The 15131-nt window shown below is 62.5% G+C and carries 13 protein-coding genes; all 13 read left to right on the forward strand.

The features are described from left to right. Window positions 1–482, forward strand: a 482-nt coding sequence (locus RMO57_RS12415; protein ID WP_310387032.1) for an aspartate-semialdehyde dehydrogenase, incomplete at its 5' end; no start/stop codon positions are given. A gap of 417 nt (window positions 483–899) precedes the next feature. After that, the gene (locus tag RMO57_RS12420) at window positions 900–3599 is read left to right on the forward strand and encodes a FimV/HubP family polar landmark protein (protein ID WP_310387035.1); all 2700 of its coding nucleotides are present in this window, start codon (window positions 900–902) and stop codon (window positions 3597–3599) included. Between the two features lie 79 nt (window positions 3600–3678). Further along, window positions 3679–4479: a tRNA pseudouridine(38-40) synthase TruA gene (gene truA / locus RMO57_RS12425; protein ID WP_310387037.1), complete on the forward strand. Its 801-nt coding sequence runs from the start codon at window positions 3679–3681 to the stop codon at window positions 4477–4479. Beyond that, a complete protein-coding gene (locus tag RMO57_RS12430; protein WP_310387038.1) occupies window positions 4476–5141 on the forward strand; it encodes a phosphoribosylanthranilate isomerase in 666 nt (221 codons plus the stop codon). Before truA ends, RMO57_RS12430 begins: the two co-directional genes overlap by 4 nt. Further along, a complete protein-coding gene (gene trpB, locus RMO57_RS12435; RefSeq protein ID WP_310387039.1) occupies window positions 5138–6433 on the forward strand; it encodes a tryptophan synthase subunit beta in 1296 nt (431 codons plus the stop codon). Before RMO57_RS12430 ends, trpB begins: the two co-directional genes overlap by 4 nt. Continuing rightward, window positions 6430–7227, forward strand: a complete 798-nt coding sequence (gene trpA / locus RMO57_RS12440) for a tryptophan synthase subunit alpha (RefSeq protein ID WP_310387040.1) — start codon at window positions 6430–6432, stop codon at window positions 7225–7227. The genes trpB and trpA overlap by 4 nt, the downstream gene beginning before the upstream one ends. Window positions 7228–7246: 19 nt before the next feature. Further along, on the forward strand, window positions 7247–8119 hold the full coding sequence (gene accD, locus RMO57_RS12445; protein ID WP_310387042.1) for an acetyl-CoA carboxylase, carboxyltransferase subunit beta: 873 nt from the start codon (window positions 7247–7249) through the stop codon (window positions 8117–8119). Between the two features lie 65 nt (window positions 8120–8184). Next, the gene (gene folC / locus RMO57_RS12450; RefSeq protein WP_310387044.1) at window positions 8185–9519 is read left to right on the forward strand and encodes a bifunctional tetrahydrofolate synthase/dihydrofolate synthase; all 1335 of its coding nucleotides are present in this window, start codon (window positions 8185–8187) and stop codon (window positions 9517–9519) included. 72 nt (window positions 9520–9591) lie between these two features. Further along, the gene (locus tag RMO57_RS12455) at window positions 9592–10383 is read left to right on the forward strand and encodes an SPOR domain-containing protein (RefSeq protein ID WP_310387045.1); all 792 of its coding nucleotides are present in this window, start codon (window positions 9592–9594) and stop codon (window positions 10381–10383) included. A gap of 54 nt (window positions 10384–10437) precedes the next feature. Then, entirely contained in the window at window positions 10438–10938 is a 501-nt protein-coding gene (locus RMO57_RS12460) for a CvpA family protein (RefSeq protein ID WP_310387046.1), read from the forward strand. A 53-nt stretch (window positions 10939–10991) separates the two neighbouring features. Continuing rightward, window positions 10992–12506 carry an amidophosphoribosyltransferase gene (purF, locus tag RMO57_RS12465; protein WP_310387047.1) on the forward strand — a complete coding sequence of 505 codons (1515 nt, stop codon included), beginning with the start codon at window positions 10992–10994 and terminating at the stop codon, window positions 12504–12506. After that, window positions 12503–13747 carry an O-succinylhomoserine sulfhydrylase gene (locus RMO57_RS12470; RefSeq protein WP_310387049.1) on the forward strand — a complete coding sequence of 415 codons (1245 nt, stop codon included), beginning with the start codon at window positions 12503–12505 and terminating at the stop codon, window positions 13745–13747. Before purF ends, RMO57_RS12470 begins: the two co-directional genes overlap by 4 nt. Beyond that, the coding region (gene gltX, locus RMO57_RS12475; RefSeq protein ID WP_310387051.1) for a glutamate--tRNA ligase at window positions 13744–15131 on the forward strand (1388 nt) is incomplete at its 3' end. The genes RMO57_RS12470 and gltX, both read left to right, overlap by 4 nt.

Here is a 15131-nt window from a genome sequence, read left to right on the forward strand (position 1 = left end):
GCTCGCTGATCCCGTGGATCGACAAGGACCTCGGTATCGGCAAAAGCCGGGACGAGCCCGGCTGGGGCATGTCCAAGGAAGAATGGAAGGGCATGGCCGAGACCAACAAGATCATGGGTCTGGGCGAGGGCTTCGGCTCAGCGCCGATTCCGGTGGACGGTTTTTGTGTGCGCGTCGGCGCGATGCGCTGCCACAGCCAGGCGCTGACTTTCAAGCTGAAGAAGGACGTGCCGGTGGCCGACATTGAGGCGATGATTGGCGCCGACAACGACTGGGTCAAGCTGGTGCCCAACACCCGCGAAGCGACCGTGCAAGACCTGACCCCGGTGGCGGTGTCGGGCACGATGACCATTCCCGTCGGCCGTGTGCGCAAGCTGGCGATGGGCCCCGAATACGTTGGCGCTTTCACCATCGGCGACCAGCTGCTGTGGGGCGCGGCCGAGCCCTTGCGCCGCATGTTGCGCATCCTGCTCACACATTGACCGAGAGGCGGCCCGTTGCCAGCAAGCGACAAGCTTGTAACGGGCTGAATCAGAGCGGTGTCTATGGAGCTTTTCAGGCTTTGCCTGAGGTTCTATGCGTATATGCTTGCCACTATTGAGAATTCCAATCGGAAGTGCGCATGTGGATGGCATCGTGAGCGCGGTTAAGCTGAGAGTTAGTAACGTCATAAAAGGCGGACACCCTGCGGTGCCCGCCTTGTCGCTTGGGGGAACGCTTTGAAAAAATATTATTGCGCGGTTGAAGCTAGGGCGTGCGCCGAAGTTAGCCGGCCCGGCCTCCCCCAGAGCGGAGTCCAGGCACCGGCGTCCCGCCGCTTTGCGCTGTCTCGCACAGCGCTTCCCCGCTTTGCGCTGTCTCGCACAGCGCTTCCCCGTTTTGCGCTGTCTCGCTTTGCCTTGTCGCATATTGCGGCGGCCGCGTTGTTGGTCTCCGGCAGCAGCGGTGCGTGGGCCCTCGGTCTCGGGCGCTTGTCGGTGCAGTCGGCCTTGGGTGAAACCTTGAAGGCGGAAATCGACATCACCAGTCTCAGCCCCGAAGAAGCGGGTTCCTTGAAGGTGCGCATTGCGCCGCCCGAGTCCTACCGCGCCACCGGCGTTGAATACAACTCGGTGTTGACCAGCACGCAGGTGCAAGTGCTTAAGAAAGACGGCCGCAGCGTTCTGCGGGTCAGCAGTGACCGCGCGGTGCAAGAGCCTTTTGTTGACGTGATTCTCGAGTTGACTTGGGCCAATGGCCGCTTGGTGCGCGAATACACTTTGCTGTTTGATCCACCGGCGGCAACACGGACCAATGGGACTGCAACTCCAGCTCCCGCGGCAGCGGTAGTGACGACGGCGCCGGTGATATCGCCTGCGCCTGCGGCTCAAACCGAGCCGGTGCCGGCGCCGGCAGCAACGGCTGCCGTGCCTATCCCGCCTAGCCCTAGCCCCGTGGCCAGGGTGCCGCGAGAAACTGCGGCCCCTGTGGCCGCTCCAGCCCCACGCGCTGCTGTAGCAGCGCCCGCGGCTTTTGCGGCTTCTGCGGCTTCTGAATACAAGGTCAAGCCGGGCGACAATTTGTCGCGCATCGCCGGCCGCACCCAGCCCGAAGGCATTTCGCTGGACCAAATGCTGGTGGGTTTGTTTCGCAACAACCCGGATGCGTTTCTTGACGGCAATATGAACCGCTTGCGTTCGGGCGTGGTTTTGCAAGTGCCCGCAAGCGAAACCCTGGGCTCCATGCCGACCGCCGAGGCGCGGCAGGTCATTCGGGCGCAGAGTGCTGATTTCAGCGCCTACCGTTTGCGCTTGAGCAGCGCGGCGCCGACGGTGCAAAGCGATCAAAACCAGCGTCAAGCCAAGGGCAAGGTCGAGGCCGCGGTTGAAGATCGCAAACCAGCCCCCGCGCCCCCGCCGGATAAGTTGACACTCAGCAAGGCCGCCAGCGCCAACGCCGACGCCAAGCTCGCGGCTGCCTCCAAGGAAGCCGAAAAGAAAGATGCCGCCGCTCGCATGGCCGAGTTGACGCGCAATGTTGAAGAACTGAAGAAGATTTCCAGCGCGGCCAAACCGGCCATCGCTGCTTCAGTGGCCGCACCACCTGCACTGGTACCCGTCGCACCAACAGCGGCACCAACAACGGTGATTGCTGCGCTACCTGCATTGCCGCTTGAGTCGGCCGCTTCAACGCCGGGCCTGCCGTCGACGGTTGCGTCGGCGCCGGCACCAAAGCCGCCTGTGGTTGCTTCGGCTGCTTCGGCAGCGCTCGCCCCGCCTCTGCCGGAAAAGGCCGAGCCTGGCTGGTTGGACCAGCTGCTTGAGAATCCTTTGACCCTGCCGCTGGGCGCTGCTTTGCTGGCCGCCCTCGGCGGTTTGGTTTGGTTCCGCAGGCGCGGCGCCAAGGCCGCGGGCAAAGCTGACACCGGCTTCCACGAAAGCCGCCTGCAGCCCGACTCCTTCTTCGGTGCGACCGGCGGGCAGCGAGTCGACACGCGCGACGCCACCGGCGCGGCCTCGTCGATGAATTATTCGCTCAGCCAGTTGGATGCGATCGGCGATGTGGACCCGGTCGCCGAGGCCGATGTGTATTTGGCCTACGGCCGCGATTTGCAGGCCGAAGAGATTTTGAAGGAAGCGCTGCGCGCAACGCCCGAACGAATGGCGATCCGGCTCAAGCTGCTGGAGGTTTATGCCAAGCGCCGCGACACCAAGGGCTTTGAACAATTGGCCGTGCAGCTGTATGCGGAAACCAGTGGCGTCGGCGACGACTGGGCACGTGCGCAGGAACTGGGCCGCCAGATTGACCCGGAAAATCCGCTTTATCAGCCCGGCGGTGTGCCAAGCCAGCAAAGCGATGGTCGGGAAGTGCATCCTGAGCCCATGGATGCCAGCACGATGCCGCACACGGTCGGTCATCTGGCAACCGAGCCGGTTGGCCGCAGCGCGCAGGCCGAAGCCGGGCCCATGAGCGGCTTTGATCTGGATCTTGATCTGGATCTGGGCGCACCTGCCGCCGTACCGCCGTCGCCAATGGCGATGGAGGCCACCCAGGCCATGACCACCACGATCGAGCAGGCTCCGTTCTCGATGGACTTTGATCTGTCTGAGCCCCTGGCGGCCCCGGTTGCACCGGCCGCGGCCGCGCCGGCTGCCGGCAACGAGCTTGAGTTTGATCTTGATGACTTCGGCAGCTTGGATGACCAGCCGTTGAACCGACCGGTGCCGGCCGACGATGGCAACGCCTTGGACTTCGATTTGGGTTCCATCGATCTGTCGCTGCCGGAGTTGCCGAATGGGCCCAATGTTCCGAATCAGCGTGCCGCCGAGGAACCGTTGCCGGTGGCCGAGTCGCTTACGCTGGACGCTGACTTTGGCGCTGAGTTTGATGAGTTGATGAAGGCGGGCGAGGTTGCCGAGCCCGCCGCCGACCCGCTGGCCGATGCTTTCGATCTGATGGACGACGGCGGTGACCCCTTGATGCGCCAGCTGGAGTTGGCCGACGAGTTCCGCCAGATCGGCGACACCGAGGGCGCCCGCGAGGTGCTGCAGGAGCTGATCTCCAAGTCAAGTGGCCCCTTGCGCGACAAGGCGCAGGCGATGCTGAACGATCTGCGTTGATGGTTGCGAGACAATGCAAAGCGCTCGGTTAGTCCCGGGCGCTTTTTCTATTCAGGAACCGATAATTGAGTGCAGTTCGATGCGTGTAGTGCTGGGGGTGAGTTACCGCGGATCGGCCTATCACGGCTGGCAAGCCCAAGCCGACCGGCAGACCGTGCAGGACATGCTGGAAGGCGCGCTGCAGAAATTCACCGCCCGCCGGGTTCGCACGGTTTGCGCCGGTCGCACCGATGCCGGCGTTCACGGACTCAACCAAGTTGTCCACTTTGATACCGAGGTGGTGCGCGATGCGGCGTCCTGGGTGCGCGGCACGAACTGTTTTTTGCCCGCCGATATCGCGATCCAATGGTGCGTGTTTGCGGAGGAACCATTCCACGCCCGCTTCGCCGCCCATGGCCGGCGCTACACCTATCTCTTGTTGGCCTCAAAGGTGCGGCCGGCGATCGAGACGGGTAATGTCGGCTGGGTCCATTACTCCCTCGACGGCGACATCATGCGTCAAGCCGCGCAACTGCTCTTAGGCGAGCATGACTTCAGCGCTTTTCGCTCGTCCGAATGCCAGGCTGCGTCGCCGGTCAAGACCCTGCGCAGCATCGCCATCACAAGCCAAGGCGACTACTGGCGCTTTGACTTCGATGGCTCGGCTTTCTTGCACCATATGGTGCGCAATTTGATGGGCAGCTTGCTCGCAGTAGGGCGCGGCACACGTGATTTGGTCTGGTTTGCTGCGGTGTTGGCCGGCAAGGACCGCAAGTTCGCAGCGCCCACCTTTCCCGCCGACGGCCTCTATTTCGTCGGCCCCTATTACGCGGCCGAGTACCAGATCCCCAGCCAAACGGCGGCGATGGGCTGGTTGCCCGGCGCGTCAAGAGAATCATGAAAAGAACCCGTATCAAGATCTGTGGCCTGACCCGCGAGGCCGATGTGCTCGCCGCGGTCGAGGCCGGCGCCGACGCCATCGGTTTTGTGCTGTACGCCAAGAGTGGGCGTTATGTGACGCCGGCGCGCGCCGCCGAGCTGGCTAAATTGCTGCCGCCCTTCGTCACGCCGGTGGGCCTGTTCGTCAACGCCAGTGCGGACGAGTTGCAAGCCGGCCTGGCGGCGCTGCCGAATATGCTGGTGCAATTCCATGGCGACGAGTCACCGCAGGACTGCGAGCGCGTTGGTCGGCCCTTTATGCGCGCAGCCCGGATGGAGCCCGGCTTTGATTTGCTAGACTACGCCCAACAATATTCAGCCGCCCAGGCTGTTCTGCTCGACGCCCATGTCGAGGGTTATGGCGGTGGTGGAAAGGTTTTCGATTGGTCTCTCATTCCAAAAAACCTGGGCTCTCCCCTCGTTTTGTCTGGTGGGTTGCATGCCGGAAATGTGCAAGCTGGCATCGCTCGGGCGCGGCCCTGGGCCGTTGACGTCAGCTCCGGCGTGGAGGCCCAAGGACGCGGCCTCAAATGCGCTGTGTTGATGCGTGAGTTCTGTGAGGCGGTGCGTCAAGCCGATGCACTCACAGAAGAGCAATCCCGAAATCTGAGAGATTCCCCATGAATAGCTATTCCCAACCCGATGCCCAAGGGCATTTCGGCCCGGTCAAGGGCCAGACGTATGGCGGCAGCTTTGTCGCCGAAACCTTGGTCCATGCGCTCGATGAGCTGAATGCGGCCTACGCACATTACAGCCAAGACCCGGATTTCATTGCCGAGTACAAGAAAGAGCTGGCCCATTTTGTCGGCCGCCCCAGCCCGATCTATCACGCCGACCGACTCAGCCGCGAGCTCGGCGGCGCACAGATTTTTCTCAAGCGTGAAGACCTCAATCACACCGGCGCACACAAGATCAACAACACGATTGGTCAGGCCTTGTTGGCCAAACGCATGGGCAAGAAGCGCGTAATCGCCGAAACCGGCGCCGGCCAGCACGGTGTCGCCACGGCCACCATTTGCGCCCGCTACGGCATGGAATGTGTGGTCTATATGGGCAGCGAGGACATCAAGCGCCAGTCGCCCAATGTCTATCGCATGCATTTGCTCGGCGCGCGGGTGGTGCCGGTCGAGTCCGGGTCAAAGACCTTGAAGGACGCACTCAACGAGGCGATGCGCGACTGGGTGACGAATGTCGAATCGACCTTCTACATCATCGGCACGGTGGCCGGCCCGCACCCTTATCCGATGATGGTGCGCGACTTTCAGCGCGTCATCGGCGATGAATGCCTGGTGCAGATGCCCGCGATGATTGGCCGCCAGCCCGACGCGGTGATCGCCTGCGTGGGCGGCGGTAGCAATGCGATGGGGATTTTCTATCCCTATATCGAGCATGCCGGCACGCGCCTGATCGGCGTCGAGGCGGCGGGTGAGGGCATTGAGAGCGGCAAGCACGCCGCGACGCTGTCGGCCGGCAGCCCCGGTGTGCTGCATGGCAACCGCACCTATTTGCTGCAAGACGCCAACGGCCAGATCATCGAAACCCATTCCATCTCCGCCGGCCTGGACTACCCCGGCGTCGGCCCGGAGCATGCCTATCTGAAGGACATTGGCCGGGCCGAATATGTCGGCGTCACCGACTCGGAGGCCTTGGCGGCCTTTCATCATCTGTGCCGCACCGAGGGCATCATTCCTGCGCTGGAATCCAGCCATGCCGTGGCCTATGCGATGAAGTTGGCGCCGACGCTGCCGGCCGATCAGCATCTCTTGGTCAATCTGTCCGGCCGCGGCGACAAGGACATCGGCACGGTCGCCGATCTGTCGCAGGCCGAGTTCTTCTGTCGACCGTCCTGCAAGGGTCAATCGGTGAAGGGTGGCGATGCTGTCGTCGCCATGCCGGCGAAGGGAGGCCAGCCATGAGCCGCATCCAAGCCACTTTTGCCCGCCTTGCATCTGAAGGCCGCAAGGCCTTGATCCCCTTCGTCACCGCCGGCGATCCTTATCCCGATGTCACGGTCGAATTGATGCTGGCGATGGCGGCAGCCGGCGCCGATGTGATTGAGTTGGGGGTGCCTTTTTCCGATCCGATGGCCGATGGCCCGGTGATTCAGCGTGCCGCCGAGCGGGCGGTCAACGCTGGTATCGGCCTGAAGCATGTGTTGGACTATGTGCAAGCCTTTCGCCGCAGCAATCAAACCACGCCGGTGGTCTTGATGGGCTATGCCAACCCGATCGAGCGCTACGGCCTCGACCGCTTTGTACTGGACGCCAAGGCAGCCGGCGTCGACGGGGTGTTGGTGGTGGATTATCCGCCCGAGGAATGTGTGCGTTTTGCTGCCTTGCTGAAGGCGCAGGACATGGACGCAATCTTCCTGTTGGCGCCGACCTCGACCGACGCACGGATGCAGCGTGTCGGCGAGGTCGCCAGCGGTTATGTGTACTACGTGTCTTTGAAGGGCGTGACAGGCGCCGGCCACTTGAACACGGCGGCGGTGGCCGAGATGATCCCGCGCATCCGGCGCCATATTTCGGTGCCGGTCGGCGTGGGTTTTGGCATCCGCGACGCGGCCACCGCGCGCGCCGTGGCCGATGTCTCGGACGCGGTGGTGATTGGTTCGCGCCTGGTTGAATTGTTGGAGGTCCAGCCGCGCGATAATGTTGCGCGAATGGGTGCTCAGTTCATCCGCGAAATCCGTACCGCCCTGGACGCTTAAGCATAAAAGGAGTCTGCTTGTGAGTTGGCTTGAAAAACTTCTGCCCCCGAAGATGCAGCAAACCGACCCGACCGAGCGCCGCATGGTGCCGGAAGGTTTGTGGATCAAATGCCCGTCTTGCGAGACGGTCTTGTACAAGACGGACTTGGAGCAGAACGTCAATGTCTGCCCCAAGTGCAGCCATCATCACCGCATCGGCGCGCGCGCCCGGCTGAACGTCTTTCTGGACGGCGAAGGCCGTTACGAGATCGGCCAGGAGGTCTTGCCGGTCGATGCCTTGAAGTTCAAGGACAGCAAAAAGTACCCCGACCGGCTGAAGGATGCGCTGGAGCAGACCGGCGAAACCGACGCCTTGGTGGTGATGGGCGGCGCCTTGATGACCTTGCCGGTGGTGGCGGCTTGTTTCGAGTTCAACTTCATGGGCGGGTCTATGGGTTCGGTGGTCGGCGAGCGCTTTGTGCGCGGCGTCGAGACGGCGATCGAACAGAAGACGCCGTTCATCTGCTTCACCGCGACCGGCGGCGCGCGTATGCAGGAGGGCTTGTTGAGCCTGATGCAGATGGCCAAGACGAATGCGTCCCTGACCCGTCTGGCCAAGGCCAAATTGCCTTTCATCAGCATCTTGACGGACCCGACCATGGGTGGGGTGTCGGCCAGCTTCGCCTTTGTCGGCGATGTGGTGCTGGCCGAGCCCAAGGCCTTGATCGGCTTTGCCGGCCCGCGGGTGATCGAGAACACGGTGCGCGAAAAGCTGCCGCCGGGTTTCCAGCGCGCCGAGTTTTTGCTGGAAAAGGGCGCGGTCGACATGATCGTCGACCGGCGCCAGCTGCGCGAAACGGTGGCGCGTCAACTCGCCATGCTGCAGCGCATGAGCTCGGACGCGGTTGCCTAAGCGCCATTGTTGAACCCCGGCGGCCAGGCCCACAAGGTCTGGCCGCCTTGTTTTTGGAACACCCCATGTCGCTGCCTTCCAGCCTGGACGAATGGCTCGCGCATTGCGAGCGTCTGCATCCCAAAACCATAGACATGACTTTGGACCGCGTGCTTGCGCTGCGCGACCGGCTGGGCCTGAAGTTCGAGCCGCCGGTGGTGATGGTGGCCGGCACCAATGGCAAGGGCTCGACCTGCGCGATGCTGGAGTCGATTGCTTTGCAAGCCGGCTACCGGGTTGGCCTCTATATCAAGCCACATCTGGTGCATTTCCAGGAGCGCTGCCGGGTAGGCGGCGAGCCGGTCGCAGCCGAGTCGCTATTGCCGTTTTTTGAGGCGGTCGAGGCGGCGCGCGCTGAGCTGACGCTGTCGTATTTTGAGTTCACCACCCTGGCCATCATGCTGCGCCTGGCGGCCGAGCCGCTCGATCTGGTGATTCTGGAGGTGGGCCTGGGCGGGCGCCTGGACGCCGTCAATGTCATCGACGCCGATTGCGCCGTCATCACCAGCATCGACCTGGATCACACCGAATACCTGGGGCCGGACCGGGAATCGGTCGGCCGCGAGAAGGCCGGCATCATGCGCGCCGGCCGGCCGGTGGTCGTCAGCGACCCGGTGCCGCCCGCCTCGCTGGCCGCCCGGGCGGCCGAGATTGGCGCCGATCTGCGCCAGCTGGGCGTGGACTTCACGTATGGCGGCGACCGCCAGCAATGGCAGTGGTCGGGCGCTACGCGGCGCTTCAGTGGCATGGCCTACCCGGCGCTGCGCGGCGTCAATCAACTGCTGAACGCGGCCGGCGTGCTGGCGGTGTTCGAGGTCTTGTTTGAGCGCTTACCCGTCAGCGCGCAGGCGGTGCGCAACGGGCTGGCGATGGTCGATTTGCCGGGACGCTTCCAGGTCGTGGCCGGCCAGCCGACTTTGGTGCTGGACGTGGCGCACAACCCGCATGCGGTGGCGGCGCTGGCGCAGAACCTCGACCAGATGGGTTTCTTTCCGCGCACGCATGCGGTGTTCGGCGCGATGGCGGACAAGGACTTGGCGGGTATTTTCAAGAAAATAGCGCCGCTGGTTGATGCCTGGCACTTCTGCGATCTGGAGATCCCGCGCGCGGCCAAGGCGGCGGCTCTTGCCGCGCAGTTTGAGGCGCTGTGGGCAGCCGGCGACCTGAAACCGCCCAAAGCGCTGAGCTTGCATGTGCATGCAAGTGCTGCCGAGGCGCTGGCCGCAGCGGCGCTCGACGCCGAGCCCGCTGATAGAATTCTGGTCTTCGGATCGTTCTTCACCGTGGGCGCGGTGCTCAAGCAAGGTGTGCCGCGTTTGCAGGCCGGCAAGCCGCCTCAAGCGCGCAATTCTTTGACTTGATTCTCCAGGGCTGCTGGTTCGCTAGGCCCTTTTGTCACCACGTTTTAAACCGGCTCACGCTGCCACTTTGCCATGGGTCTGTTGTCATTTTTCAAACGCGGGGAGGCCGGTCCGGCCCCCAAAACACCATCCAAAGCGGGCGCCAAGCCGGTCGCCGATGCGGCCGACGCGGTCCAGCATTTGCGCCTGCGCGCTCGCCATCGCCTGATCGGCGCGGCCCTGCTGGTGGGTGTGGGCGTGATCGGATTCCCGCTGCTGTTCGAGACCCAGCCTCGGCCGATTCCGGTCGATCTGCCCATCGATATCCCAAGCAAGGAGGCTGCGCCGCCGCTGCGCGTGCCGGCACAACTGCAAGCCCCTGCGCTGCCGCCGCTGGCGATGGTCGAGCCGGAAGCTGAGCCGCAGCCGCAGCCGGCGTCACCGCCGGTCAGCAAACAGGTCGATGCCTTGCCTCAAGAGCCTCTGCCGACGCTGGTGGCGAAGCCGGAGCCCAAGGCTTCGGTCAAGACCCCTGAAAAGTCAGCGGACAGGCCGCTTGAAAAGAAGCCGGTCGAGCCTCAGTTGGATAGAACGGGCTCGGAACAAGAAGCAGCGCGCGCTCAGTCGCTATTGGACGGCAAGCCGGTCGAGGCGGGCGGTCGATCGATCGTTCAGGTGGGTGCTTTTGCCGATGCAAAGGCCGCACATGAGGTCCGGATGAAGGTCGAGAAGCTCGGCCTGAAGACCTACACGCAAGTGCTTGAGACGCCGACGGGTAAGCGCGTCCGGGTCCGCGTCGGACCGTTTGCCAGCAAGGACGAGGCTGACAAGGCCGCAGCACGGCTGCGCGCTGTCGGTCTGTCGCCGGCGGTCTTGACACTTTGAGGGCTTGGCGGGCTTGCTTGCTTGTTTGTTTGCTTACGGCCTGGGTGATTTCATTTGAGTAGCCTGACAAGTTGGGTCGATTGGGCCTTGCTGGCTTTGCTCGCGGTGTCGGCCTTGTTGGGGCTATGGCGCGGCCTGGTGTTTGAGCTTTTGTCCATCGCAGGATGGTTGATTGCCTATTTCGCTGCGCCGGTGTTGGCACCGCTGATCGAGTCCTGGCTGCCACAGCAGCGCTTCGATCCCGGCCTTTTGCATGTGCTCGCTCTTTGCCTGAGCTTTATTTTTATTCTGCTGGTCTGGAGTTTGGGCGCAAAGCTGGTGCGGGCTTTGCTTCATGCCACGCCCTTGAGCATCATCGACCGGCTGCTGGGCGGCGGTTTTGGATTTTTGCGCGGACTGCTGATTTGCGCGATCTTGACGCTGCTGATCAATATGACGCCGGCCAAAGACTGGCCGAGTTGGCGCGAGTCACAGCTGGGCGCTGGCTTACAGCAGCTTTTGCATGAAGTTCGTCCGGTGTTGCCGGACGAAGTGTTGAAATTGATCCCGGCCTGAGCCAGGGCTCGGGCTTTGAATTTTGTTCTGTCCCTTCAAGACAAGGAAAAACCATGTGCGGCATCGTCGGCGTGATCTCTCGCTCACCGGTTAACCAGTTGATTTATGACGGCCTGCTGCTTTTGCAGCACCGCGGTCAAGATGCAGCCGGCATCGTCACCATGCAGGGCAACAAATGCTTTATGCACAAGGCCCGCGGCATGGTGCGCGACGTTTTTCGCACCCGCAATATGCGTGCCTTGCCGGGCAATATCGGGCTGGGCCAAACGCGCTACCCGACCGCCGGCAATGCCTACAACGAAGAAGAGGCACAGCCCTTCTACGTCAACGCGCCGTTTGGTCTGGTGTTGGTGCACAACGGCAACCTGACCAATGCGCAGGGACTGAAGACCGAACTCTACGATATTGACCGCCGCCATATCAACACCGAGAGCGACTCCGAAGTACTGCTCAATGTGCTGGCGCATGAAATCGAGCAGGTGGTTCGCGACGCGCCGCTCAGCCCCGACGGCATGTTCAGGGCTGTAGCGGCGGTGCACAAGCGCATCAAAGGCTCCTACGCCGTGATCGCCCTGATCGCCGGTCACGGGATGTTGGCGTTTCGTGACCCCTTCGGTATTCGCCCGCTGTGCTTCGGCCAAGCTGCTGATGGTGAGTACATGGTGGCCAGCGAAAGCGTGGCGTTGGAAGGCACGGGTTTCAAACTGCTGCGCGACGTTGCACCCGGCGAGGCCTTGTTCATTGATATGAGCGGCAAGCTGAGCACGCAGCAATGCGCCGAGAACCCGACCCTGAATCCCTGCATGTTCGAGTTCGTCTACCTGGCCCGGCCGGACTCGGTGATGGACGGCATCTCGGTCTACCAGGCGCGCCTGAATATGGGCGAGACGCTGGCCCAGCGCTTGATCTCGACCATGCCGCTGAGCGATATCGACGTGGTGATTCCTATCCCCGAGTCGAGCCGGCCGTCGGCGATGCAGTTGGCGCACCGGATCGGTAAGCCTTACCGCGAAGGCTTTGTGAAGAACCGCTATGTGGGCCGCACCTTCATCATGCCGGGCCAGGGCGAGCGCAAGAAGTCGGTGCGCCAAAAGCTCAATGCGATCGGGCTGGAGTTCAAGGGGCGCAATGTCTTGCTCGTTGATGACTCGATCGTGCGCGGCACCACCTCCAAGGAAATCGTGCAGATGGCCCGCGAGGCGGGTGCGCGCAAGGTCTATCTGGCCTCGGCCGCGCCGCCGGTGCGGTTTCGCAATGTCTACGGCATTGACATGCCGACCAGCGAGGAGTTGGTCGCGCACAACCGCAGCAATGAAGAGATTCGTCAGTTTATCGGTGCCGATGCCTTGATTTATCAAGATGTCGATGCAATGAAGCGTGTGGTCGCCGCCTTGCAGCCGGCCTTGCATGGCTTTGAGGCCTCGTGTTTTGACGGCGTTTATGTCACCGGCGATGTGACGGCCGAGGACTTTGCCAAACTCGAAGCGCAGCGGCGCAGTCAAGGTGAGGAAGAGGACGGCCCGTCGCGCACCCGCCTGGCCTTACAAAGCGGAGGTGATGGCCGATGAGCAGTGAAGTAGAAGCTCGCCGTTTGGCTCGCGCGCAGTTGCCGGACGGCTTGCGACCCGAGACCTTGGCCGTGCGCACGGCCTTGGCACCCAGCCAGCATGGCGAAAACTCCGAAGCGCTGTTTTTGACCAGCGCCTTCGTTCAGCCGGATGCCCAAACTTCGGCGCAGCGCTTTGCCGCTTCGGAGGACTTCACCTACTCGCGCACCAGCAATCCCACGGTGCGCAGCCTAGAAATACGCCTGGCGGCCATGGAAGGCACCGAAGCCGCCATCGCCACCTCGACCGGGATGAGCGCGATTTTGCTGATGTGCATGGGCTTGCTGAAGGCCGGTGATCATGTGATTTGCTCACGCTCGGTGTTCGGCTCGACGATCAATCTCTTCGCCAAGGAGTTCGGCAAGTTTGGCGTTGAGACCAGCTTTGTGTCGCAGACCGATTTGCAGGAATGGCGCGCGGCCGTCACGCCGAAAACACGCATCCTCTTCGCCGAGACCCCGACCAACCCCCTGACCGAAATCTGCGACATCCGCGCCTTGGCCGATATCGCCCACGAGTCCGGCGCCTTGCTGGTGGTGGACAACACTTATTCGACACCGGTCTTGCAGCAGCCCATCAAGCTGGGCGCGGATTTGGTCATGCATTCGGCTACCAAATACATGGATGGCCAGGGCCGGGTCATGGCCGGTGCTTTGTGCGGCTCAAATCATTTGATCAAGGATGTGTTCGGCCCAGTCTTGCGCACTGTCGGCATGACGCTGGCGCCGTTCAATGCCTGGGTGATCCTCAAGGGGCTTGAAACGCTGAGCCTGCGCATGCGCGCGCAGAGCGAACAGGCGCTGGCCGTGGCGCGCTGGTTGGAGGCTCGGCCCGAAGTCGCGCGGGTCTTTTGCCCGTCCTTGCCCTCGCACCCTCAGCATGAGCTGGCGATGCGCCAGCAGTCGGGGCAGGGCGGGGCGGTGTTGTCCTTCGAGCTGCGCGCGGCGACGCCTGAGGCGGCCCGCGCGGCGGCCTTTCACGTCATCGACAGCACGCGGGTGTTGAGCATTGCCACCAATTTGGGTGATACCAAATCCATCATCACGCACCCGGCCACCACCTCACATGGGCGCCTCAGCGAAGCTCAGCGCCAAGCCGCCGGCATCAGCCAGGGCCTGATTCGTCTGGCGGTTGGTCTGGAACATATTGACGACATCACCGACGATTTGCTGCGCGGACTCTCTACCTTGAACTCCCTATGAGCCAGAACACTGCTATCCGTACCCGTATTGCGCCTTCGCCGACCGGCTTCCTGCACCTGGGTACCGCCCGCACGGCCTTGTTTTCATGGGCCTATGCGCGCCATTTCGGTGGCCAGTTTGTGCTGCGCATCGAGGACACCGACGTGGCGCGCTCGACCCAAGATTCGGTCGAACAAATCCTCGCCTCAATGCAATGGCTGGGGCTGGACTATGACGAAGGCCCGATCTACCAGATGCAACGATTGGAGCGCTATAGCGCGGTGGTTGAGCAACTGATCGCTGAGGGCAAGGCCTACCGCTGCTACTGCTCGCCCGCCGAGTTGGATGAAATGCGTGAAGCGCAGCGCGCCCGCGGCGAAAAAACCCATTACGACCGCCGCTGGCGGCCCGAGCCCGGCAAGGTCTTGCCGGCCGCGCCGGTGGGCGTGCAGCCGGTCGTGCGTTTCAAGAATCCACTCGATGGGGACGTGACTTGGGATGACGTGGTCAAGGGCCAGATCACCATCAATAACCGCGAGATCGATGACCTGATCATCGTGCGGCCGGACGGCGTGCCGACCTATAACTTTTGCGTGGTGGTGGATGACTGGGACATGGCCATCAGCCATGTGTTCCGTGGTGACGAGCATGTCAACAACACGCCTTGGCAGATTAATATCTTCAATGCCCTCGGCGCACCGCTGCCGCAGTTCGGCCATGTGCCCGTGATTCTGGGCGATGACGGCCAGAAACTGTCCAAGCGCCGTGGTGCGGTCAGCGTGACCGCCTATGAGGACGCCGGCTATCTGCCCGAGGCGATGTTGAACTATCTATCGCGACTGGGTTGGAGCCATGGTGACGAAGAGCTGTTCACGCGCGAGCAATTGGTGGCATGGTTTGATGGCTCGCACCTGAGCAAGAGCCCCGCGCAATGGGATCCAGCCAAGTTGGAGTGGGTCAATAGTCAATACATCAAGCAAGCCGCCGACGCAAGGCTTGCGGGCTTGGTCGCTGCGCAATTCGCTAAGCGTGGTTTGCTGGTTGACGCCGCCACTTTGGAGCCGATGTGCGCGTTGTTCAAGGATCGTTGCTCGACCACGGTTGCCTTGGCGGATTGGTTGAGCATGTATTTCAACCCGGTAGCACCGACGGCGGAAGACCTGGCCGCTCACGTCACCGAGGCGGTCAAACCGGCGCTATACAGCTTGGCCGGAAAATTCGCGGAGATTGAATGGAGCAAGGTCAGCATTGCAGCCGCTATCAAAGAAACCGTCAGCGCTCACGGCCTGAAGATGCCTTTGTTGGCGATGCCGGTGCGAGCTTTGGTATGTGGACGGGTGCAAACGCCTAGCGTGGATGCTGTGTTGGCCTTGTTTCCAAAAGAAATTGTGATCGAACGCTTGCG

Origin of the sequence: Roseateles sp. (genome assembly GCF_031397715.1) — a bacterium.
Lineage (GTDB): Bacteria > Pseudomonadota > Gammaproteobacteria > Burkholderiales > Burkholderiaceae_C > Paucibacter_A.